The sequence below is a fragment of the Marinactinospora rubrisoli genome, from assembly GCF_042664915.1.
Classification (GTDB): domain Bacteria; phylum Actinomycetota; class Actinomycetes; order Streptosporangiales; family Streptosporangiaceae; genus Marinitenerispora; species Marinitenerispora rubrisoli.
The window spans coordinates 26,120-46,640 of record NZ_JBHTBH010000014.1 but is presented as its reverse complement, the minus strand read 5'-3'; the positions used below and the strand labels follow the sequence as shown (position 1 = coordinate 46,640).

Here is a 20,521-nt window from a genome sequence, read left to right as displayed (position 1 = left end):
AGTCCTTGAGCGCCTCTACCACCGCTTCCATCGCGGCGGCCTCATCCGTGCCAGGGAAGAGTCCCCGAGGGAGTGAGAAGGACGCCGGGTCTTCCTCGGGCCACTCGTGATGAGGCGGCGAATACTGGATCACGTGCGACGTTCTTGTCTGAGCGGTCACGAATTCTCCTCCGGCGCCGGTGCGGGCTCAGGTTCTCCGGTGGGTGGCGGCACCTCGACACAGTTGCCAGGAGGCGGGGTCCACCTCGGAGGTTCCGGACGCTCAGGCTCGGGATCGGGGATGAGGGGGCCGTCGATGACCTGTCCAGGCTCGAACATGGGACTCCTATCCGTTGATGGGCGGTGCGGCTGCGGGGTCGGTGATCGGGTCCGGCGTCAGCCCGGCGTCGGCCGGCGGGGCGGGCCGGTAGAGCGGGCGGACATCGAGGCTCATCGTCACGGACGGCCCGGATCCGCGCACCTGGTAGCCGAGCACCCGGAAGTTCCCGTCGATCATGGATCCGGTGGGGTCGGTGATCTGGACGACATCGCCCAACTGCACGCGTGGATCCGGGAGCACCTCGACGGCGCCCGTCAGCGGGATGGACGCGGCCGTCCAGGTGATCAACCTCAGGGCGATCTGATCCGCCCAGAACGCGTTCTGGATCCAGGGGCTTGCGCCGATCTCCAGGGCCTGGACGCCGTAGCGGGCGATCGACGTCGCGTCGGTGCGGGTGACGGGCAGCATCGTGGTGGAGGACGGCTGCGCCCACGCCAATCGCAGCGACGGCGTGTTCAGGGTGGAGTCGGTGGCGGCGTAGGCGGCCGTCGAGGAACGGTTGTGGTAGGTGATCACCGGGGCGCCGGTGTCCCAAGTCATCTCGATCTCCACGGGCGCGATCGCGCCGGTGGAGGTGACGAGTTTGACGGCGGACGGCCCCGACGTCGGCACCGTCGAGGCGGTGTAGAGCATCGGGGTGCGCATGGCCTGCGCCCGGCCGGAGAGGTCCGGCGTCACCGACACCGACGAACTGCCGGGGATGGTCGTCACCGAGCCGTGCGTGTAGGACTGCGTCGGCGTCGTCGCGCGCCCCTGGACCTCCAGCCCGACCTGGACCATGTTGGCGACGCCGTCGATCTCCTCGGACACCGTGACGTCGGCGATCTCGCGGGCGGCGGTGACGGTCAGGTCCGGGGTGACACCGGAGCTGTCCGGGGTGACGAACTCATACCGCCTGAAGTGGAAGATCCCATCCTCGTCCCACCCCATATAGGAGAGGTTGGCCTGGGCGATGGAGCGGAGCATGTCCCACCATGTCCCGGACGTGTCCGGGAGGACGTCGAGGCCGTACTGGGAATTGCCGGGCGGGGTGGAGAACTCCATCAGGTCGACGGCGGCGGCGCGCTGCCATGTCTCCACCACGGGCACCGTGCCGGACACTCGGGCCACCCCGACGCACTCCATGGGGGCGGCTGACGTCGCGGTGATGGTGTGGAGCAGCCCCCAGACAGGCGCGGCGCCGCTGTAGGTGGGGGAGGCGTACAGGGCGCCGTCGGGCTGGTACAGCCAACCGCGGACCTGGGTCGCAGCGGAGGTGGTGGTCATGGCGATCTGCCACGACAGTTTGAATCGGCCGGCTTGGTTCGCGGTCGCCGGGAGCGTCCACGTCGCCGACCCGCCATCGACCGCGGCGCGCATGGCGCGCGTGGCCGGGTCATACGACAGGGTCACGGTGGTCGGCGTCGACGTCTCCGTCTGCCGCCACACCAGCTCAACCTGGGACGAGGCGTTGTCCGAGGTGTTGCGCTTGTAGAACCACCAGTCCACCTGGAGCGTGGACTGCTGCGACAGTGTCCGCCGCTGCGGCGCCCACGTCACCGACCACTGGCCGCTGCTGACGTAGGGGCCGGAGTTCCACGGGCTCCGCGCAGGGTCGTATCCGAGGAACCCCGACGACGAGACGCGCATCCCGAGGTTGGCCTCGACGCTGCCGAACATCGACGCGAAGAACACGCTGTTGGCTCTCGGCGGCGGCGACGTGTAGATCCCCGACATGCGCAGCGCGTGGTCCACCGCCCACGCCGCCTTGATTCCGTAGAGGGACGGGGCGACCGCCGGCGGGAGCCACGCCCGCCCACGCAGCAGCTCCGCACCGTCCAGCGCGGTCACCTGCGCGGTACCGGCCCGGGAATCCGCCGTGATGTCGCGCACCCGACCGCGCAGCGTCTGGAACTGCTCCTCCTCCAGCCCCCACGCCAGGACGCAGGACTGGCCGGGGCGGGTGATGTCCGCGGTCGCCCGGGGCGCCCACGGGGAGTACCGCTGCGCGGCGGTCTGCGTCCCGTCGCCCGTCAGGGTGATCTCCGCCTGCGCGGCCGAACTCCCGATCGGCGCGGCCACCGCAGCGGGCAGGCCGGTGTCATACCCGCGATCCACCGACCACTCGGCCACCTCGTCGGTGACGTCGACGCCGCCGAGCCGCACCGTCGCGGCGTAGCGGCGCTCCCCGGCCGCCAGCGCGTCGACGAGGTCCTGGCTACCGGGTCGCACTCGACCTCACCTCCACCATCTCCAGGCCGATCGACCGCAGCGGCAGCCAGCTGGGGGTGTCGTCCATCGAGACGACGCTGTAGGTCGGGGACCCGTCGCCCAGCGGCGGCAACCCGTCCGCAGGCGGGGCGTAGGCGAGTTCTGCGGCGCCGATCACGCGGACCCCGGTTCCGGCGTCCAGGACGGCCTGCGCGGCGACCAGGACGGCGCCGGCCGGGGCGTCGGCGGAGATCTCTCCAGCTCCGGCGGCCGACGTCGCCTCGCCGAGGATGACCCCCGACAGGTCAGAGAACCGGAGCCGTATCCGCGCTCCCGCGTAGATCGTGGACGTCCCGGTGGTGGCGAGCCGCAGGTACACGGGCATGCCGGGCGCGACGGGCCATCCGGCGTCGCCGTGGTAGGGGTGCCGCCAGGTGAGCACGTCCCCGGCGGCGGTGTTCTGGACGCACGCGTACCGCACCCCGCCGCTCGTCGCGGTGACGAGCGCACCCGACCCGGTCAGCGTGTACAGGTCTGTGACGCCCACCGTCCCTGTGACGCCGGCCAGGGGCCACCCCCGCGACTGCTCGGCGCGCAGATGATTCCGCGCGGCCGGGTCGATCGCGTCGATGGTGGCGTCGGCGCGCTGTGAGGCGAGCGCCAGCTCGGCGAGCGCGTCGTAGTCGTCCGGCGGCAGGGACTCCCAGGTCCAGGTGGTGCGGCGCGGGGCGAGCCGGGTGCGCGACGTGGTGACCGCCCCGTACAGCGACACGTGCTCCGCGGCACCGAGCGCGCGCGGACGGGACCACTCCCGAGGCCGCTCACCCACCCGCCGCAGCGCACCCAGCGGACCGATCCACAGATCCGCCACCGGCGCCGCCGTGGCGGGCGGCAGCTTGGGGATGACCTCCGGCTCCGTCCACATCATGATCAAATTGATCGCGCTCTGCCCGGTCGCCGTGACCGAGATCGTGCCCGCCTTCGAGCCCGGCGTCCCCGTGAGCTGCCGCCGCAGCCAGAACGCGCGCACCTGGAACGTCGCCAGCGCGCCGAGCGGCGCCGAACTCGCCCACCCGGCCACACCCGGCGGTGTCTCGGTGGTCGACGACGTGACGACCGCCTGCTGCGCGGTCGCGTTGTCCGCTGACGCCGGGGTCGGGTCCACCGCCACCGACAGGCCGGGGCCGGTCGTTGACACCTGGACGTCCGTCGCACTACCGGTGTCCAGGAGCACGAACAGGCACCGGTAGTCCGCCTGCCCGGCCGTGTCGGAGAGCAGGGTCAAGCCAGCCGGTTGGGTGGTGGACGCGTAGCGGCCGGTGGAGCGCAGCGGAGTGGACGCCTGCGCCGACCCGGCCGTCGCGTCCCGATCCGACAGCCAGAGACTGAGCGGCACGGTCACCTCCTCGCTAGCTGGCGTTGGCCGCGCTCGGTCGCGCGGGCGATCTCCTGGGAGTCGACGACGAGGACGACGTCGCGCCCGGCGAGCGCCTCCACCGCGGCGACGAGCGCTCCGAGCCGGTCCGCCTGCCCGGCCGCGCGTTCCGTCGACGCGGACAGCGTGGCCTCCCCGGCGATGTCCGGCAGGACCGCGGCGCCGGCGAGCCGGGACGCGGCCGATGCGACGAGCGACTCGCCCTGGGCCATGCCGTCGGCGAGCATCGCGGCGAGGTTCCGCCCGGCCTGGTCCATGGGGTGTGTGCGGAGGGGGCCGCGGCGTGCCGGGCTGAAGGGCCAGAAGTCGCGGACCGACTGCGCGATGCTGGAGATCTGCCGCCACAGCGCGCCGATCGCGCGGTTGATGCCGTCCATCAGGCCGTAGATCAGGTTCAAACCGGCGTTGACCAGCCACGATCGGGCGCGCGAGAACGCGGACATGATCCGCCCCGGCAGCGAGACGAGGTACTGGATCGCGCCGCTGACGGCCGCGACGATCCGGTTGTGCATGCGGCCGATCGCGGTGCCGATCGCGGTCCCGACCCGCTGGGCTGACCTCTGGAGCGAGTACAGCCGCGTGACCGCCCGCACGATCCACGAGATCACGGCGGACAGGCCCGTCACCACCAGAGCGAGGCCAGCGACCAGCAGTTCGATCGCCGGGGTGAGGATCGTGATGATCCGCGCCCAGGAGCGCGACTGTTCCGCCGTCAGCAGCAGCAGTTCGGGGAGCACCTGCAGGACGGGCAGGAGCGCCTGCACCAGCTGCGGGATGAGCGGCGCGATCGCCTCGACCAGTTCAGTGAACCCGGCCGACAGCTCCGGCATCGCGGGCGTCAGGCTGTCCGCGAGCGTCTCGGCGACGAGCTGCAGGCTCGGCGCGATCGCGATCAGCGCTTCCGCCAGCGCCCCGGCGAGCACGCCGACGAGTTCGCCCAGCGCGGGCAGCAGTGGGGCGAGCGCGACCATGATGGCTGAGAGCGCCTCGCCGACGAGCTGCAGCGCTCCCGTGGAGACGAGTGCGTCGATCCCCTCGCCGAGACCGTTGATGAGCGCCGTGAGCCCCGGTTCAAGTTCAGCCAGCGCTGGCACTAGCCCGTTGATGGCCGAGGTCAGCACCGGACCCAGCGCCTCAGCAAGCCGGCCGACGATCGGGGCGAGCGTCCCCACACCCATCACCAGAGCGCCGAGCACGGGGGTGAGCGCGCTGCCGAGATCGGTGAGGCCCTGGAAGATTCCCTCCAGGGCGCTCATGCCCTCCGCAGACGCCAGGAAGTCGTCGAGGCCGCCGGTGAGCTGGTCGAGGGTGGCGAGGATCCCGCCGTCCCCGGCCGCCTCGAAGATCGCCCCGAGGATCCCGGCGACATTGCCCGCGATGCTGCCGAGCTGAGAGAACGCCGTGATCGCGCCGTCGATCCACTCGGTAACGCGGCCCGATTCCGCTGCGGTCGTCGCCCAGTCCCGGAACCGCTCCGCCGCGTTGTCGAGCGCGGCCCAGAGCCGCTCCACGTAGGGCAGACCGGCCGTGCCGATCGCGGCGAGCCCGGAGAGGAACGCGGGAAGCGCGCCCTCCGCGTTGCGGATCGCGGTCGCCGTCGACGCGAACGTCTGGTCGATGAACTGGACCGCCTGCGCCGAGCTGGCGAACTCGGCGAGCTCAGATGCGGCCCCGCCCATCGCGTCGGCGACGTCGACCATGCCCCGCTGCAGCGACGGCAGCAGCCGCGCGGAGATCTCCGTGAGATCGCCCGCGAACTGGGCGAAGAACGCATCCTGGACGGACTGCTGCAGGTTGCGGAACGCAGGCGTCAGCGCCTGCACCTCGCCGACGAACGACCGCGCCGCCGGTGACAAGCGCTCCAGAGCCTCGGCGAGCTTTTCGGCGTTGCCCTCGGCAGCGGCCGTGATCGCGTCGCCCACGCCGAGCGTCGCCACCCGCATCGTCGCCATCGCTGCCCCCGCCGACGACGCCACCGCTGGGAGGGCTGCCAGCGCGCCGGCGAGCGGGGCCAGCGCCGCGCCGACCTGCACCACCGGTACGACTGCGGCCGATGCGGCGATGGCGAGGCTGGATAGGCCCGCGATCTCCCAGCGCCGCTCCGGATCGCCGCCCCCGTCGCCGCGCAGCCCCGACAGGGCGTCGCCGAGCCGGGAGAGCGCGGACTGCGCGCGGGCGAGGGACGGCCGGTCGACGGCGACGCGCACCTCAGCGGTGCGGTCCCGGGCGACGCGGGCGAGTTCCGCCTGTGCTTGGGCCGCGCCCCGCAGGTCCATCCCGACGGAGACGTCGGCGAGTTGCCGTTCGAGGTCGCGTTTGATCCGGATCGCGTCTGCGGTGATTCTGCGGGCATCAATCCGGGTCGGGATGTTGACGGTGAGAGTGCGTTCGAGTCGTTCCAGGCTGCGCTGCAGGTCGACGCGGAACGAACTCGTGTCCGGCGCCACCCGGACGTTGACGCGGCCGACTGATCGCCCACCGGGACCCGGCATGAGGGGTCACCCCCTCGCATGGATCGCTATGCGGCTGGTGGGATGGGGCGCGGGCCGCGCTGGTTGAGTTCGGCGACCGTGATGACCCGGGCTTTCTTCGTCTCGCCGGGTCGGGGGTGCGGCTTGAGCTTGTACCTCCTGCCGACCTGCGCCTTCGTGCCCTCACGAGTGAAATCGATCAGCTCGGCCAGCAGGAGCGCCTGGTGCACCCCCGACTGCCAGGTCCGCCACTCCTCAACCTCAGACCGGGTGCGCTCCGCCGCCGCCGACGCGGCGAACGCCGCGTCGGCCGGCAAGTGGTCCACCAGCGCGAGTACGAGGTCCGGCCGCGGCCCCCGGCCCCGGCACACCTGCGTGAGGTCGAGCTGGTAGTAGCGGAGCAGGTCCGCATACAGCGGCCCTCCGTGGTCGCGGATCAGCCTTCGGAGGGCAACAACCCCCCCAGATCCTGGTCCCCCACATACCCCATGATGATCCGGAACCGGGCCATCAGCGGCAGCCGGTCGATCCGGGCCGCGTCCCTCTTCGTCGGCGCGGCGGCGGCGAGGAGTTTGCTGATGATGGGCATGACCTCGTGAAGCTGACCCATACCCACCCCGGCGTCCTCCTTGAGATTGGTGATCGCGGTGATGGCGTCCAGGAGGGTCTGGTCATGTTCCGATCCGAGGGTCATCAGCGGGCGCAGCGTGATCTCGTCACCCTCTGGCATCACCACCACGGTGCCGGCGGACTCGGGCTGCTGCAGGGCGGACAGGTCGATCTTGGCCATGCGGACCTCCCACTGCGGACCAGGGTGGGCCCGGCGCGCGGGGGTCCGCGATCCCACGCGCCGGGAGTATCAGGAGCCGGTTCCGGCGCGCTTCGCGCCGATCTGGAAGAGATAGTCGAGTTCAGAGGCTCCAAGGACGGTGGCGCCCACGGGGTACCCACTGAGGTTCTCCGGGTCAAGCTCAACGTTGTCCACCCGCAGCATCGAGGCGCGCGGGATCCAGAAATCCGCGAACGCGCTCCCGTCATCGATTCGGATGTACATACACCCCTCGACCGGGACCGGCGTGCCCTTGGAGACGTTGTAGTAGTCGCCATCCATGGTCGATTGCCCGTAGTACAACTCGTAGGTCGACTCGTCCCACTGCAGCAGGGTGAACGCGAACTGATGCGTGATGGGGGACACGGCCTCGCGGGCCGCGCTGTTCTGCCAGGTCGGGAGTGTGGTGCGCTCGCCGCCCTCCTGGTTGATGGTTAGAGGCGACTCGCGGGTCGTGTTGCCGACCTCCTCCAGCAGCGGGCCCGGGTCGTAGGGGTCGGTCGGACGGGTGGCCGTGCCGGTGCGGTCGAAATAGATGTGCCCCGCGCCGGGGACTACGAGCGCGCCATCGTCGAGCGCCATGAGTTATGCCTCCATTGTCAGCCCAGGTCGGGGCGGATGTTGATCTGGTGTGTGGCCTGGTAGCGGTACACGTTGTGATCTTCGGTGTCGCTCGGGAGCAGGACCGGGGCGGATTGTTCGGCGAACCAGGAGAGGTAGCCGACGCCGGACACGATCACCTGCGGCGTCGTTGACGCCTCGTACAGCGCGTCGCGGACGGCCTGGGCGAGACCCTCGGCCTCGGCGTCGGATTCCGCCCACACTTGGACGTCCACGAGCGCCTGGTCGAGGAACCGGGGGTGGATCGACGCCCCGCCAGCGCGCCGCGCCATCACGAACGGCAACGGCATCTGATCGGGGATCCTCGTCCCAACGGTGACGCCGGGGCCGAGCGCCGGCCGGAGGATCCCCACCAGCAGCGCGTCGACGCGAGGCAGCAGCCTAGCCATCCGGCGCCATCCCGATCGCGTAGTGCAGCGCGTACACCCCCTGCGACGCGCCACGGCCGCGCGAGCCGGTGCGCCCGTACTCGATCGCCACCGCGTTCCCGTCCGGGCCGTCGTCAACCAGCTCCACGAACGCGTCCGACCTCCGGCCGCGGATGACCTCGATGCGTGCCCGGCCGGACTCCCGGTGCTGCGCGAGACGGGTCCGGGCCCGGGTGGCGAGGATCTCGGCGCGCTCAACCACTGCGGGCTGCACCTCGTGCGCCACGATCCGGTCCACGTCGCGAAACACCTGCGCCATCACTACCCCCTTCGTCAGGCGGATCCTGCGGGTCCTTGCGCTGGCGGAGCAGCGCGTCCACGTGCGCTGTCCGAGGCGACATGCCGTAGCGGCGCGGCGTTCCGATCACGTCCCACCACGTGTTGGCGTTGTTCACCCAGCGGACCCGCGCCCACGGACCCAGCGGCGCAGTCCGGGCGATCAGCCGGTATGTGGTGACGAGGTCCTGGCCGACCGCCGACAGCTCGTCGGAGGTGACCGGCTGGATGCTGCACCGGATCACGACGGGATCGTCTGCGGGCGCCCACACCTCGTTGCCGAGGTCGTCCGTGGTGAGCACCTGGGGGTAGATCTCGACCAGCTCGGCGCCGGAGTCGAGCAGGCTCACGGCCAGCACCGCCCCGGGACCCACGGATCCGGCGGACACCCCGCACCCGAACGGACGACCGGCGTGATCGTCCAGGCCCCCCGCGACGCCCCCAGCAGCGCCCACTCCGAATCCAGGATCAGCAAGTAGCCGGCCGCCGCGGCGACGTTCAGCGAGTACGAGTAGTTGCCCTCGGTCTCCTGGCGGTAGCCGTCAGGGTTTTTCAGGACCCGGATGACGGCGTTGGCCTCGACCATCACCACCAGCGCCAGGTAATTCGGATCCGCGGCCACCCGTTCGTCCAGGTCGCGGATCCGCGCGCGGATCATCGCCTCGACGTCATCCAGGAGCGTCGCCGCGAGCTGCTCCTCCTCCGGGGTGAGGGGACGGCCCAGACGGGCCTGCACGTCCTCTACGGTCGCATACGCCATCGCCGCCCCCTCCCAGATCAGGAGCCGCCGGCGGTGAACCGGACGAACCGGTCCTCGTCGCGCAGAGCGAACCCGATCTCCAGTTCCGCGCGGATGGCGAACATGTTGCGCTGCCACAAGTTCAACACCGTGCCGTCGGAGTCGGTCAGCGTCGCCTGGTCGGACTCGCTGATGCTGATGCCGGTGACCATGCCGTACATGGCACTGCTCCAGTCGCCGGCGAACCCGACCGTGCCCGCACCATCCGACACGTGCCGCGACTTGTAGGCCGGGCGCCCAAGCAGGGTGCCGATCGACCGGCCCTCCGACTGGAGGTTGGAGATGAACAGGGGACGTCCCGTGTTGTCCTTGGCCTGCAGTGCCAGACCTTCACCGGAACCGTCGAACACCCACGCGGACACGTCGCCGTTCGCGGCGGACACGTCCACGATCGCCTGCACCAGACCGTCGTAGAACCCGCCGGACAGGTCGACCTCGGGGACGCCGGCCAGCGTGTCGAACCCGGACCCCGGGGACGGCCCGAACAGGACGGTCTCGTCGAACAACCGGGCGATCGCGCCCGCCAGACGCCCCCGCAGCGCGTTGTACAGCGTCGGCAGGTCCCGCCGGAACTCCATGGAGAACGGCTCGATGACCGCCAGCTTGTACGGGGTCAGCGTCTTGTTGGACAGGGTGCCGCGACTGACGGGCTTCTCGTCGGTCTCCGCGACCCACTCGGCGGTCGGGTCACCGGTGATGATCGGGATGGACACGCCCCGGCCCGGGATGTCGATCCGCCGGGCCAGCTGCATGATGATGGACGCCTCCTGGGCGTCCTGCCAGATCTCCGACGATACGGCCGGGGGCAGGTAGACCCCCTGCGTGGTGCGGTTGATGTCGATACCCGCCATCGCGGGCCTCCTCTCTCGCCCCCGGATTGGTCAGGGGCACACGCCCCTCGACGGGGCAGCTAATTGGCGAATAGGGCCGCGAACTGGTCGGCGGTGCTCCCGCCCCCGGGCGGTGACTGACCGCGGGTCGGGTCGGGCGCCGGTCCCGGCTTGGGCCTGGCTTCCTCGGCGTGGGCGGCGAGCTTGGTGGCGAGCACCTTCGCGCGCTCGTCCAGCTCCTCCTCCGACTCGCCGGTCAGGAAACCGAGCAGCTCGTCATCGAGGCCGTGCCGGCGAGCGGCACGTTCACGCCACAGCTCGTGCTGAGCCCGCGACGCGGCACCGAGCGCTTCCTCGTAGGAGCCTTGGAGCTTCTCCAGCTCGCTCTTCTGGGCGTCCTCTAGCTCCCGGAGGCGCTCAGCAGCCGGGACGAGGTCCTTGACGCGTGCCTCGTGCTTGCGGGCCAGCGTCTTCCACTTCGCGGCTTCGGCTTCCCAGTCCTTCTCCGCGCGGGGCTTCGCGGCTTCGGCCTCCATGTCGGCGGCCTGCTCACCGGGAACGTCCACTACGGCGTCGGGACTGGTGTCGGTGGTGTCGGACATGTGGTTCTCCCGTGTCGGGTCGGACGGTGCGCGCCCCATGTCGGGGCGCGCAGATCACCCCGGCACCGTCACGGCCCCGGGGTGGTCTTGGGGTCAGGCGGCCTGACGGCCGCCTTCCTGCTGTTCTTGCTGGCGCTGGTCGAGGTAGCGGCGCCAGTCCCGCAGGGTTCCGTTGGCGTGCTTGTCCCACAGGCGGGACAGCTCCAGGTACTGGTCGCGGCCCTCCCAGTCGTCCCGCCGGAAAACGCCGACGATTTCGCAGTCACAGTGATCGTGGAAGGGTTCGCCGGTCGCCACCGCGTTCCGGCCGCGCCCCTCCGAACGCAGCAGCGCCGAGTCCGCCGAGCGGTACACCGGCCCCCGGCTGGCGAGCATGGTGCAGAACGCGCAGTTGGAGGCGCCGGTGAGTCGGCGGGCGTAGCCGAGGGCGCGCCGGTCGTGCCGGGCCGCGTCGATGATGCCCTGCCGGCCGCCGTCCCGCGCGTGCCGGTCCGCGACAGCGACGGCTTCCTCTACGAGGACCGTCGGTACCGGGCCGTCCTCGTCCAGCGCATCCAGGCGCGGCCGGACCATCTCCCGCCACCCCTGACCGAGCGCCTCCGGCGGGTAGTTCCGCCGCGGGAACTCCACCGGGGAGTCCTCGCCGAGGACCCGGTCGCGTTCGTCGCGGTAGGCGCGCTCGGCGAGCCGCCAGTACTCCGCGCGCGCCCGGTACACCGCCGGGTAGGCGGCCTCCACCAGCGCAGACCACTCCGCACCCGTCAGGCGGGGACGCAGGCCGACGCGCAGCATCGGCAGCAGCACCGCCCGCAGCGCACGCGCGATCGCCGCGCGCCGACGCTGCCGCTCCTGCGGCGTCACGCCGGCACCTCCTCGGACGACTCAACCGGCGCGGCCTGGTCGAGTTCGAGGAACCGCACCGCCGGATCCGTGTCGCTGAGCGACCGTAGGTGGCGCCGGTACTCCGGCGACCACCCCATCTGCTCCCACGCCGCCTCCTGCGGCAACAGCCCGGCCTGGTAGAGCTTGACGACAGCGTCCGCACGGGCCGCATATGTCGGGGTCGACGGGTCTCGCCACACCGTCTCCATCCGCCGGGCAGCGGCGTCGTCATCGCCGACCACACGCAGGGCGAGCCTCATAACGCGTTCCCACGCCTCCCCGAACGCGCGCGCACGCCGCTCCGCCCGTTTCACCAGGCGCGCCTCGCTGGAACGGATGGCGTCGGCGGACGCGGGGTTGTCCGTGCTCAAGCCGAGGAAGTGCGGCGGCAGTCCCGTTACGGATGCCACCAGGCGCGCGTAGTGGTTGATGACCTCGGTAAAATTCCGCAGGTCAGCGCCCTGCAACTGCCCGATCCGGGCGTCCTGGTTGCCGAGCGCCAGGAACCGGCCGATGTACGCCTCCCACACCGGCACGGGGTTACCGTCCGGGTCCTGGAAATCGGTCTGCGTCGCCCCGAGCACGTACCGCTGCGGGACCGCGAGCATCTCCTGAGCCGCCTGCAGGTTCGTCAGCGAGCGGCATGCGGCGTCCGTCAACGCCATCACGTCGCGCATCTCCGTCACCCCATGGCGGTGCGCCAGACGGGCGCGGTTCACCAACGGCACGACCGCGACCTCGTCGAGCGCGAACCGGTCATCGGACTGGACCACCCACCGGCCATTCAACCGCCGCCAGTAGACGTTGCGCCCCGGCAGGTAGAGCACCGCCCCGGACGGCTGGTCGGTCTCGTCGCGCTCCCACACCCGCGCCGCAGCGGCGATCCGGCGGGTGGCCGGGTCGATGTTCACGGCCATGGTCCGCGCGGACTCCACCGTGATCACCGGCGGGTCGTCAGCAGCCTCGCCGGTCGACACGGTGACGTAGGAACGGCCGAGCACCAGCGCATCCAGATGTGCGAGTGAGGACTCCTCGTCGAGGTCGTTGGCCTGCCACCAGTCCCACAGCCGCTCATCCGCCGAGGTGTCGCCGCCGAGCTGGAACCCCTCAACATCGAGGCGCTCCTCCAACGAGTCGACGGCGAGCGCCGGCCAGTTGATGACCGTCTGCAGGCGCTCCATCTCCGGCGGCAGTGCGAGCCCGATCGCCGCGAGCCGCTGCCCACCCCGGTAATACCGATCGAGACGCTCCAGCTTCGGCGCCTGGGTGTCGATCTTCTCCAGCAGGGCGTTCAGGGTGTCGAGATCGGTCACCGGAACACCACCACCCTCCGGTCGACCGTGCGGTTCTTGCCGGACGCTTCGAGTTCGTGCTGCGCCATGTCCGCGAGCAGACAGCCCGCCCACCCATCCACCTTGTGGCGGGACCCCCGCCGGTCCTTACCGAACGAGATCCCGTACCGGTTCGGACGCCGGCGCGCGTTGAGGACGTGGCGGCGTAGCCGCACGTCGCCGGTGTGGCGGATTTTGCCGTCGACCACTGCGGCGACCAGGCGCTCGTTGGCGAGCGTGGACTGCTGCAGCCGGCCGCGCATGTCCCAGGCGATCGGCTCCCGCGGCGACGCCTTGACTAGCAGCCGCTCGCGGTATTCGCGGGTCCACGCGTCGATGTAGGACTCCCAGTGCTCCACGTCCGCGAAGAACGCGAGCGGCTCGTAGAGCTCGAACGCGGCGTGCACTGCCTCGTCGACCGCTTCCCGGTCGACCTCCCAACCCTCTCCGGCCGGGCCGTCCGGGCGCTCCCACATCCCCAGCGGGAAGAACAGTCGATCCTCGACCCGGCACGCGATCAGCACCGTGGCGTCGTCGCGGATGCTGCCGTCGAAACCGAGGGCGATGCGGTCGCCGGCCTCCAGCCGGTCGTCGACTCGGCACGCGTCCCAGTCGACCGGGGACACCAGTCCGTCCTCGGCGGTCACGACCTGGTTCAGGTAGAACCTGCGGGCGTCCGCCGGGTGGGTGCCAAGGTCGTAGATCTCCGCGATCACCCGGTCGACGTCCACCCACGGGGCGTCGGCGTACAGCTCGACCAGGCCGGCGCGCAGTTCGTCGGGGTCGCCGAGGTCGCGCACCTGCGCCTGCGGGTGGTAGCGCATCAGTCCGAGGTCGACCGCGTCGCCGGAGGCGATCTTGTCGGCGTAGATGGCGGTCTGCTCCGCCACCGACTCCTCGCCCGGCGTCCACGCGTTCGTGGTCTCCAAGCTCCGGCCGTTCATCTTGCCGAGGTTCCGGCGCAGGGTCGCGGCCATGCGCACCCCGCCGTTGGAGTTGGTCCACAGGTGCGGCTCGTCGAGGATCGCGTCGGTCAACCGCTGGCCCTCGCGGGACGGCGCCGACGCGGTGACGGGCTCCAGCTTGCCGTTGCGGGTCCGCACCCGCGTCAACCCCAGATCCAGGCCGGGGATGGCGTCCGCGGCCTCGCCGTCGCGCAGCATCGACAGCACCAGCGACATGGTGTTGTCGGTCTGGTCCTGCGACACCGCAGCCAGCTGCACGTGCGGCGACGGGTGCGGGCGCCCCACTGCCTCGCCCGCGGCGTCGAACCCGTCGAACACGACGTCGGCGGCCAAGGCGCAGCACGACAGCGCCGCCGCGAGCGGAGACTTGCCGGAACCCTTCGGCTTCACTATCTGCCCGCGGCGGAACAGCCACCGACCGGTCCGGTCCACGGCGAACCACCACGCGATCAGTCGGGCCTGCGTCGGCGTCCACTGCCACGGGTCGCCCGCACGGTCACCGTCCGGCTGCGCCAGGAACTCCTCGCCCCACGCCAGCACACCCCAGCCCAGCGTCGGCACGCCGTGGTCCGAGGGCATCCCCTCCGGCAGCCCGTCCGCGGCCAGCGGAATCCTCTGGTCGCCGACCACCAGGCACGGCGCGCTCATCCCGCGTCCCGCTTGCCCCACCGCGCCCGGGCCGCCGCGCGCGCCTGCTCCGAGGTGCGCGCCGACTTCTGCTTCGTGCCCGCCGGCGTGTCCGGAAGCTTCAGCGCCTTCAGCAGAGCAGCCAGGACCGTGCGGTGCTGCCGTACCTCCGACACCAGCGGGGAGGCCACCAGCTGGCCCTGGGAGCCCTTCACTATCAGCGGCGAATCAGCGAGCTCGTCCTCCAGGCGCTGCACGATGTCGGCCTGGCGGCAGGCGTCGTGCAGCAGGCGCACCTCGTCGGCGCGCAGCTCGTATGTCGGGACGATCGAGGACCACAGGGCCAGGCCGGCGGCCGACAGGTTCGCGGGGGGTTCGGGGGTGGACATCAGGCACCCCCTTCACGCCGCGGCCAGGACGCTGGTCTCGTAGTAGGTCTCGTCGCCGCGCACCGAGTTGCACCAGCGGTGCGCCAGGCGCAGGTTCTCCGGGGAGTGGTCCGGCTCGTCCGTCCACGCCTGGCACACGATGTGGTCCAGCGACGCGGCCCAGTTGTCCAGGTACGGAAGGTCGGGGTCGACCGGTTCGGAGCAGAGCTGGCAGATCCACCCGTCGCGCTCGTAGATCGCCAGTCGCGTCGCCCTGGTCACGAATCCCGCGCGTTCCTTGGTGCGTCGGCGGATTCGCCTCTTTCGGCACTCCGGTGAGCACGTCCGCGCACCGCAGAGCTGCGTGGCGAATCCGGCCCCGCATTCGGAGCACGCGCCGACCACCCACGGGGTGCGACCGCGCGTGCCACGGGCGCACCGCTTGGCCCGTCGGACGGCGGCAGCGCGCCGCTTCTCAGCAGGCGACTGCTTCCGCGTCCGGTTCTCGCCATACTGGTGTGCGTTCTGGCAGGTGAACGAGCAGTACTTGGCGTCCTTGTTGACCGCGTTCCATTGAGTGCCGCAATGGAGGCAGGTTCGGGGGTACTTGGCGCGTCGAGCGCCGCTGTTCCACCAGGCCCCGGTCTGCTCCTTGTGCTCTCTCTGCCACTGCCGCATGTAGTCCGCTTTTCGCGCCCGTCGACATGCATCGGCGCCGCACTGCACTCGGCGAGTCTTCGGCATAGGCGATCCGCAGTAAGGACAGGGATTCACGTCGTCTCCTGGAAACGCGAAGGCCCCGAGCCAGGAACTCGGGGCCTCCTTCCCCCGGGGATCAACCAGGGGCGCCTACAGCCGCGCACAGGCGGCATTCAGTTATCGAGGGTCGGGAAAAGCCGGGCAGACCGCACGCACGTCCTTAGCCGCTGTGACGCTCCGGTCTGAAGGGACCCCGGGCGGGAGGGTCACTCCCCTGGGTCTCCGTGCTCACTCCCCGCGCGGCACCCGCGTGGTCACTCCCGGATGAGGCTCAGGTTCGCGGTTGCGTTTCGGCCGCTTGGCTGATGCCGCGCGTCCGCCCTCGGCGCTCGACTTGGCCTGGTGGTGCCCCCGGCACAGGGACCGGAGGTTCGCCGGCGAGTGGTCGTCGCCGGGCCAGATGTGGTCGACGTCGGTCGCCGGCTGCGGGCATCGCTGGCCGTGCTCGGTCCACGTGCACCGGTGGCCGTCGCGTTCGAGCACGAGGCGACGAAGGGCCGGCCAGTTCGCGGGCAGTCGTCTGCGCCGGTCCGAACCGGCCCACGCGGTCACCGGTTTCGCCTGTCGCCGGGCCAGAACCCGTTCATGTCGTGGTGCCATTGGGCGCATATGCGCCGGGCTCGCCCGTCGCCTACGTGTTCGTCGAGCTCGCGGACGCAGCGGGTGAAATCGCCCGGGGTGCCCCACCGGATCCGCAGCGCGCCGCGGCCGTACTTCCAGTACTGCTCCAGCTCGTTCACCGATCACCTCCGGCGGGCGCACTATGGCCGCCTCCGGCCACGGGCTGCTTCTGAACACGTTCTGGTCGGCGTCGCGCGCTACGCTGCGGCGGATCCCCCGCCGAGCAGGAGGTACGTCGTGTACCAGGACCCTCACGGGCAGTGGCAGCACGGCCAGCAGCCGTACCACCACCAGCCGCCGTACTACCCACCGCAGCCACCAGCACAGCTGCACCCACGCGTAGTGAAGAGCGTCCATCGGCAGCGCGGCCTCGGAGGTTGTTCGCACACCGTGCACCTGACGCTGACGGTCCTAACGTGCGGCGCGTGGGGCCTCGTCTGGTTCTGCTGGTGGCTGTTCCGCGTGGTCATCCCTAGGCGGAAGGTGACCAAGCAGTACTACCGGTGACATGCGAAAGGCCCGGTTCGTCCCATGGACGGTGCCGGGCCTTCGTCTGCCTGGAGACATTGCTCCAACTCTGCTGCTTATGCTACGCGGCTTGTCAAGTGCGCAGCTAGGCGCCCTCTGCGACGGGCGGCACGTTCTTCCTCGGCTACCCAGGCGGTAACCGTGGTGACGTGGCCGGGGTCGGCCGCGCAGCGGATCTGCCCGTGGGCGGCGAGACCGTCAGCGACGACGGCGTAGAGGTCTCCGCCGCAGGGCGTAGGGGTGTCTCCGTTGAGGGTGATCTGGGTGCAGGTGACGTGGAGGGGGACGCGGCGGGTCGGCCGGTCGACGACGCGCCGGACTTCCCGGACGGCGGCCACGATCTCGTCGACGCACTCCGGGCCGTAGGGGGCGTGGCGGATCCAGGCGGCGCGGTCGCGGAGCCAGCGCGCCATGGCGGGGAGTGTGTCGGCGGGCGGGCGGGAGCGGCGGATCTGCCCGCAGGACCAGTGGGCGCACCGGCGGCAGACGGGGCCGTAGAGATTTACGTGGCCGTCGTCGAGGACGACCCGCACCCAGCCGACGAGGGTGGAGCGGAGGACGGTGCGGGCTTCGGTGGCTCGGAGGTCGACGGGGATCGGGGTCTCGCTGGCGCGGACGTGCCCGGACGGCTGGCGGTGGCCGGCGTCCTGCCGGGCGGCGGTGATGTCGAGGTCGACGTCGAGTCCGTGCACCTGGCGGTCACCGTGGACCTCCTTCAGCGCGTCGGTCATGCGGGTGGTGCAGGTGGTGCACACGGCGGCGTCGTCCCCGCTCGGTCGGCCGCACAGTTCACAGATTGCCCCAGTGATCACAATGCCCCCTGTTTGTACTGGTACAATACGTTCGAGGTTCAGGGGGTTCCGGGGGCCGGCGTGGTGAGCGCCGGCCCCTTCGTCGTGTCAGGCGCCAGGTAGACCGGGTCGCTCGTCGGCGAGCCGGTCTGCCTCGACCTCCAGGGCGTCGGCGATCTCGTAGCGGCCGAGGGGCCGGTAGTGCTCGCGGGCGCGCTCGCGGAGGATGTCCGCCACCTCGTGGAGCGCGGCGGCGGCTGCTTGGTGCGCGACGTTGCCGACGATGCGCTCAGTGATGCGGGGTGTGAACGACAGCGCGGACGCGAGGGCGTCGGTGACCTGTTCGGTCACGTCGTACTGCACGGTCGGGTCATTCATTCGGTCTCCTTCGGCTTGGGACAGTGGGGCGGGCGCCGAGACGCCCGCCCCGGTTGTCACTGGTTGGCGATGGTGAGCAGGTCGTCCCCGTGGCATAGGGACCCCTCGGGGCACCAGCACATGAGGGTGCGGCCGGCGAGTCCGGCGCGGACGGTCTCCACCATCCCCGGGTTGCCGACGAGCGCGGCCCGGTAGTGGGTGACGGCGTAGAGGCGCGCTACGGCCCAGCTGTCGTATCGCCTGACGCCGTCCGGCCCCTCGACTCGCCACTCCTGGCCGTGCCGGGTGATGTGCCAAGGGTTACCCCATCGACTTCCCCGCCCGACGTAGATGGGCTTGCGTCCCTGCTCGTCAAGCGGCGCGGTCCAACCCTTCGTGCGCTTGCGCTGGATCCTGGTCGGGGTCATCGCGTACCTCCGGCGGTGATCGCGGCGGCGAGCACGAGCACGACCTTGTGCGCCGATTGGTCGAGGAGCGCCGCACCGCCACGCAGGTTCCAGAACGGCTCATTGCCGGTGGCCACAGCGAGGCGTCGGAGCGGTTCCCGCCGGTCCGCGGCGTAGTGGGTGACGGCGGACAGGGCCTGTCCGGCGGCGATCCTGTGGGGGGCGAGGCCGAGCTGCAACCACCGGTTCACGGCGACGACGGCGGCCGTGTTGATGGCGGTGTAGGTCGCCACATGACTGGCGCAGGCGATCCTGCCCTTCGCGGAGTCGTCGCCCTTGTACTTCGCCTCGCGCTCACTCTGGGCCCAGTAGTCGGCGCCCTCGTGCGCCGCGAGCATCGCCACGGCAACGGCCGCGAACCGGGCAGCCCGTTCGGTGTTCACGTTGATCTTCTCCTCTGCTTGGGTGGGGGTGGGGGTGAGGCCGTCCCCGATACCGGCGGGGACGGCCTCCGTCACGCCTGCGCGGTCTCTCGCAGGCACTTCTTGCAGGTGATCGGGGCGGGCTCGTCGATGAACCACTCGCCGGCGTCGCCGTCGTCGTCGTGGTGCCACCATCGCCCGCACGCGGTGAGCACGTAGCCGCCCGACGCGAGCATGGCGGCATGGATGGCGTGAGACCCAGGCGGACGGTACGGGTCCTCGAAGACGGTCACTGCTCGCCTTCCTGGATGAGCTTGACGACCGCGGCGGCCACGTTCGCGGGGTCGTCAAGGGCGACCGCGCCGAGGGGCTCGACCCGGTCGCCGAGTGCGTGCGGGCGGGTGTAGGGCACCCACTCCCACGCGGCGCGCTCCAGGCCCTCGTGCTCGTCGCCGCTCCAGATGATGTGCAGGCCGTGCGTGGCCCACCACATCGGGCCGGACGTGTACGAGTCCGGGTCGATCACGTAGGTGACGGACCACTCCTCGTCGCGCCACCAATCGTGATCGACGCCGTCGGCGTCGAGGGCGGCGGAGACGGCTTCGAAGTACTCGTCAGTCGGCCAGCCGTCGTCGCCGAGCCAGCGCTGGTTCTTAGTCATCTTGTTCCTCTCGGTGGTGCTCGTGGGGCTGTAGTTGCCCCTGAGGCTTTGAAACTGCTTGGTTTAGCACTTTCTTTGGGTTGGCCCTGGTCGCCCGTCTACGGCGATTTCAGGGCCTTCTGAGTGGGTTTGGGGGTGTCGGGGAGCCAGCGGGGTCACGGCTGGCACTCCGCGGTGCGACCTACGCCACCTCCCCATCCCAGAGGACGTCCTGCACGGCGAGATGCCGATTCGCCCAAAGGACCTCGATCCGCTCGGCAGGGCCGGTGCCCTGGTGCGTGCGGGAAGAGATCTCGTAGCGGCGCCACCCGCCGTACAGGTCCTCGTACAGCGGCGAGGCGTAGCCGGACAGGACGATCGCGGCGCGGCACGAGTGGAGCGCGGCCGCGAGGTCGCGGTGGTCGGACTCGCCGGCCATCTCGTGGGAGTAGTTCCGTGCCCGCGTCGACCCGAGGTACGGCGGGTCGACGTAGAGGAGCACGTCCGGGTGGCGGCCGTAGGAGCGAATGACCTCCAGCGCGGGCCGGCACTCCAGACTCACCCCGTGCAGCCGCTCTGCCACGGGGGCGATGCGGTCGACGTAGGACTTCAGGTATCGCGGCATCCCGATCGAGCTGCCCCGAGGGTTGATGTGATGGCGCCATCCGACGTTGCGCATGGTCCCGGTGCGGCCCTGGGTGAGCAGCACCCACACCCGACGCGCGTCCTCCAGTTCGTCGTCGGCCCGCTCGTGGGCGGCCGCCAGCTCCGCGCGGGAGTGCGGCGTGAGGGCACAAACTCGGGCCAGCTCGTCGCCGCGGTCCCGCAGGGCCCGCCACCAGCCCATCAGGCGGCCGTCGAGGTCGTTGACGGTCTCCATCTTCGACGGCGTTTTGGCCAGCAGGACGGCCAGAGACCCGGCGTAAGGCTCGACGTAGTGGTCGTGCGGCGGCAGAAGGCGCACGATCTCGCTGGCGATCGAGAGCTTGCTGCCGTAGTAGGCGATCGGGGATTTCATGGTCG

26 protein-coding genes are annotated in these 20,521 nt (G+C 70.9%); 1 reads left to right on the top strand and 25 read right to left on the bottom strand.

Features of this window, described 5'->3' with window-relative positions:
- Positions 1 to 325: 325 nt before the first annotated feature.
- From ACFQRF_RS24110 to ACFQRF_RS24025, 18 genes are all read right to left on the bottom strand, one after another.
- Positions 326 to 2,530, bottom strand: coding sequence for a hypothetical protein (locus ACFQRF_RS24110; RefSeq protein WP_379873464.1), 2,205 nt, complete (start codon positions 2,528 to 2,530; stop codon positions 326 to 328).
- Positions 2,517 to 3,905 carry a hypothetical protein gene (locus tag ACFQRF_RS24105; protein WP_379873463.1) on the bottom strand — a complete coding sequence of 463 codons (1,389 nt, stop codon included), beginning with the start codon at positions 3,903 to 3,905 and terminating at the stop codon, positions 2,517 to 2,519. The genes ACFQRF_RS24110 and ACFQRF_RS24105 overlap by 14 nt, the downstream gene beginning before the upstream one ends.
- 2 nt (positions 3,906 to 3,907) lie before the next feature.
- A complete protein-coding gene (locus ACFQRF_RS24100; protein ID WP_379873462.1) occupies positions 3,908 to 6,436 on the bottom strand; it encodes a phage tail protein in 2,529 nt (842 codons plus the stop codon).
- Between the two features lie 26 nt (positions 6,437 to 6,462).
- Positions 6,463 to 6,741 carry a hypothetical protein gene (locus ACFQRF_RS24095; protein ID WP_379873461.1) on the bottom strand — a complete coding sequence of 93 codons (279 nt, stop codon included), beginning with the start codon at positions 6,739 to 6,741 and terminating at the stop codon, positions 6,463 to 6,465.
- A gap of 110 nt (positions 6,742 to 6,851) precedes the next feature.
- The gene (locus tag ACFQRF_RS24090; RefSeq protein WP_379873460.1) at positions 6,852 to 7,205 is read right to left on the bottom strand and encodes a hypothetical protein; all 354 of its coding nucleotides are present in this window, start codon (positions 7,203 to 7,205) and stop codon (positions 6,852 to 6,854) included.
- Positions 7,206 to 7,274: 69 nt separating this feature from the next.
- Complete coding sequence (locus ACFQRF_RS24085) at positions 7,275 to 7,826, bottom strand: phage tail tube protein (protein WP_379873459.1); 552 nt, start codon at positions 7,824 to 7,826, stop codon at positions 7,275 to 7,277.
- A 17-nt stretch (positions 7,827 to 7,843) separates the two neighbouring features.
- Positions 7,844 to 8,254: a hypothetical protein gene (locus tag ACFQRF_RS24080; RefSeq protein ID WP_379873458.1), complete on the bottom strand. Its 411-nt coding sequence runs from the start codon at positions 8,252 to 8,254 to the stop codon at positions 7,844 to 7,846.
- Positions 8,247 to 8,495 (bottom strand): DUF5403 family protein, encoded by a 249-nt coding sequence (locus tag ACFQRF_RS24075; RefSeq protein ID WP_258862105.1) that lies wholly within the window; start codon positions 8,493 to 8,495, stop codon positions 8,247 to 8,249. The genes ACFQRF_RS24080 and ACFQRF_RS24075 overlap by 8 nt, the downstream gene beginning before the upstream one ends.
- Positions 8,488 to 8,919, bottom strand: coding sequence for a hypothetical protein (locus ACFQRF_RS24070; RefSeq protein WP_147280192.1), 432 nt, complete (start codon positions 8,917 to 8,919; stop codon positions 8,488 to 8,490). The genes ACFQRF_RS24075 and ACFQRF_RS24070 overlap by 8 nt, the downstream gene beginning before the upstream one ends.
- The gene (locus tag ACFQRF_RS24065) at positions 8,916 to 9,329 is read right to left on the bottom strand and encodes a Gp19/Gp15/Gp42 family protein (protein ID WP_379873457.1); all 414 of its coding nucleotides are present in this window, start codon (positions 9,327 to 9,329) and stop codon (positions 8,916 to 8,918) included. Before ACFQRF_RS24065 ends, ACFQRF_RS24070 begins: the two co-directional genes overlap by 4 nt.
- A 17-nt stretch (positions 9,330 to 9,346) precedes the next feature.
- On the bottom strand, positions 9,347 to 10,219 hold the full coding sequence (locus ACFQRF_RS24060; protein WP_379873456.1) for a phage major capsid protein: 873 nt from the start codon (positions 10,217 to 10,219) through the stop codon (positions 9,347 to 9,349).
- Positions 10,220 to 10,278: 59 nt separating this feature from the next.
- Positions 10,279 to 10,800 carry a hypothetical protein gene (locus ACFQRF_RS24055; protein WP_379873455.1) on the bottom strand — a complete coding sequence of 174 codons (522 nt, stop codon included), beginning with the start codon at positions 10,798 to 10,800 and terminating at the stop codon, positions 10,279 to 10,281.
- A gap of 93 nt (positions 10,801 to 10,893) precedes the next feature.
- Positions 10,894 to 11,661, bottom strand: coding sequence for a VG15 protein (locus ACFQRF_RS24050; RefSeq protein ID WP_379873454.1), 768 nt, complete (start codon positions 11,659 to 11,661; stop codon positions 10,894 to 10,896).
- Positions 11,658 to 12,995 (bottom strand): phage portal protein, encoded by a 1,338-nt coding sequence (locus ACFQRF_RS24045; RefSeq protein ID WP_379873453.1) that lies wholly within the window; start codon positions 12,993 to 12,995, stop codon positions 11,658 to 11,660. Before ACFQRF_RS24045 ends, ACFQRF_RS24050 begins: the two co-directional genes overlap by 4 nt.
- Entirely contained in the window at positions 12,992 to 14,626 is a 1,635-nt protein-coding gene (locus ACFQRF_RS24040; protein WP_258863078.1) for a phage terminase family protein, read from the bottom strand. The genes ACFQRF_RS24045 and ACFQRF_RS24040 overlap by 4 nt, the downstream gene beginning before the upstream one ends.
- Positions 14,623 to 14,994 (bottom strand): hypothetical protein, encoded by a 372-nt coding sequence (locus ACFQRF_RS24035; RefSeq protein WP_114399263.1) that lies wholly within the window; start codon positions 14,992 to 14,994, stop codon positions 14,623 to 14,625. The genes ACFQRF_RS24040 and ACFQRF_RS24035 overlap by 4 nt, the downstream gene beginning before the upstream one ends.
- A gap of 12 nt (positions 14,995 to 15,006) precedes the next feature.
- Positions 15,007 to 15,255, bottom strand: a complete 249-nt coding sequence (locus ACFQRF_RS24030) for an HNH endonuclease (RefSeq protein WP_114399264.1) — start codon at positions 15,253 to 15,255, stop codon at positions 15,007 to 15,009.
- Between the two features lie 1,025 nt (positions 15,256 to 16,280).
- Positions 16,281 to 16,472, bottom strand: a complete 192-nt coding sequence (locus ACFQRF_RS24025; protein WP_114399266.1) for a hypothetical protein — start codon at positions 16,470 to 16,472, stop codon at positions 16,281 to 16,283.
- A gap of 118 nt (positions 16,473 to 16,590) precedes the next feature.
- On the opposite strand from ACFQRF_RS24025, the gene ACFQRF_RS24020 reads away from it, so the two are divergent.
- Positions 16,591 to 16,860 (top strand): hypothetical protein, encoded by a 270-nt coding sequence (locus ACFQRF_RS24020; protein ID WP_114399267.1) that lies wholly within the window; start codon positions 16,591 to 16,593, stop codon positions 16,858 to 16,860.
- A 77-nt stretch (positions 16,861 to 16,937) separates the two neighbouring features.
- On the opposite strand, the gene ACFQRF_RS24015 is transcribed toward ACFQRF_RS24020, so the two are convergent.
- The 7 genes from ACFQRF_RS24015 to ACFQRF_RS23985 all read right to left on the bottom strand — a co-directional run bounded on the left by ACFQRF_RS24015 (position 16,938) and on the right by ACFQRF_RS23985 (position 20,516).
- Positions 16,938 to 17,693 carry a hypothetical protein gene (locus ACFQRF_RS24015; protein WP_379873452.1) on the bottom strand — a complete coding sequence of 252 codons (756 nt, stop codon included), beginning with the start codon at positions 17,691 to 17,693 and terminating at the stop codon, positions 16,938 to 16,940.
- An 87-nt stretch (positions 17,694 to 17,780) separates the two neighbouring features.
- Complete coding sequence (locus ACFQRF_RS24010) at positions 17,781 to 18,050, bottom strand: hypothetical protein (RefSeq protein WP_379873451.1); 270 nt, start codon at positions 18,048 to 18,050, stop codon at positions 17,781 to 17,783.
- Positions 18,051 to 18,106: 56 nt separating this feature from the next.
- On the bottom strand, positions 18,107 to 18,457 hold the full coding sequence (locus tag ACFQRF_RS24005; protein ID WP_379873450.1) for a DUF4326 domain-containing protein: 351 nt from the start codon (positions 18,455 to 18,457) through the stop codon (positions 18,107 to 18,109).
- Positions 18,454 to 18,954, bottom strand: coding sequence for a hypothetical protein (locus ACFQRF_RS24000; protein WP_379873449.1), 501 nt, complete (start codon positions 18,952 to 18,954; stop codon positions 18,454 to 18,456). The genes ACFQRF_RS24005 and ACFQRF_RS24000 overlap by 4 nt, the downstream gene beginning before the upstream one ends.
- Complete coding sequence (locus ACFQRF_RS23995) at positions 18,951 to 19,151, bottom strand: hypothetical protein (RefSeq protein WP_379873448.1); 201 nt, start codon at positions 19,149 to 19,151, stop codon at positions 18,951 to 18,953. The genes ACFQRF_RS24000 and ACFQRF_RS23995 overlap by 4 nt, the downstream gene beginning before the upstream one ends.
- Positions 19,148 to 19,519: a hypothetical protein gene (locus tag ACFQRF_RS23990; protein WP_379873447.1), complete on the bottom strand. Its 372-nt coding sequence runs from the start codon at positions 19,517 to 19,519 to the stop codon at positions 19,148 to 19,150. Before ACFQRF_RS23990 ends, ACFQRF_RS23995 begins: the two co-directional genes overlap by 4 nt.
- A 181-nt stretch (positions 19,520 to 19,700) precedes the next feature.
- On the bottom strand, positions 19,701 to 20,516 hold the full coding sequence (locus ACFQRF_RS23985) for a DNA adenine methylase (RefSeq protein ID WP_379873446.1): 816 nt from the start codon (positions 20,514 to 20,516) through the stop codon (positions 19,701 to 19,703).
- Between the last annotated feature and the right edge of the window lie 5 nt (positions 20,517 to 20,521).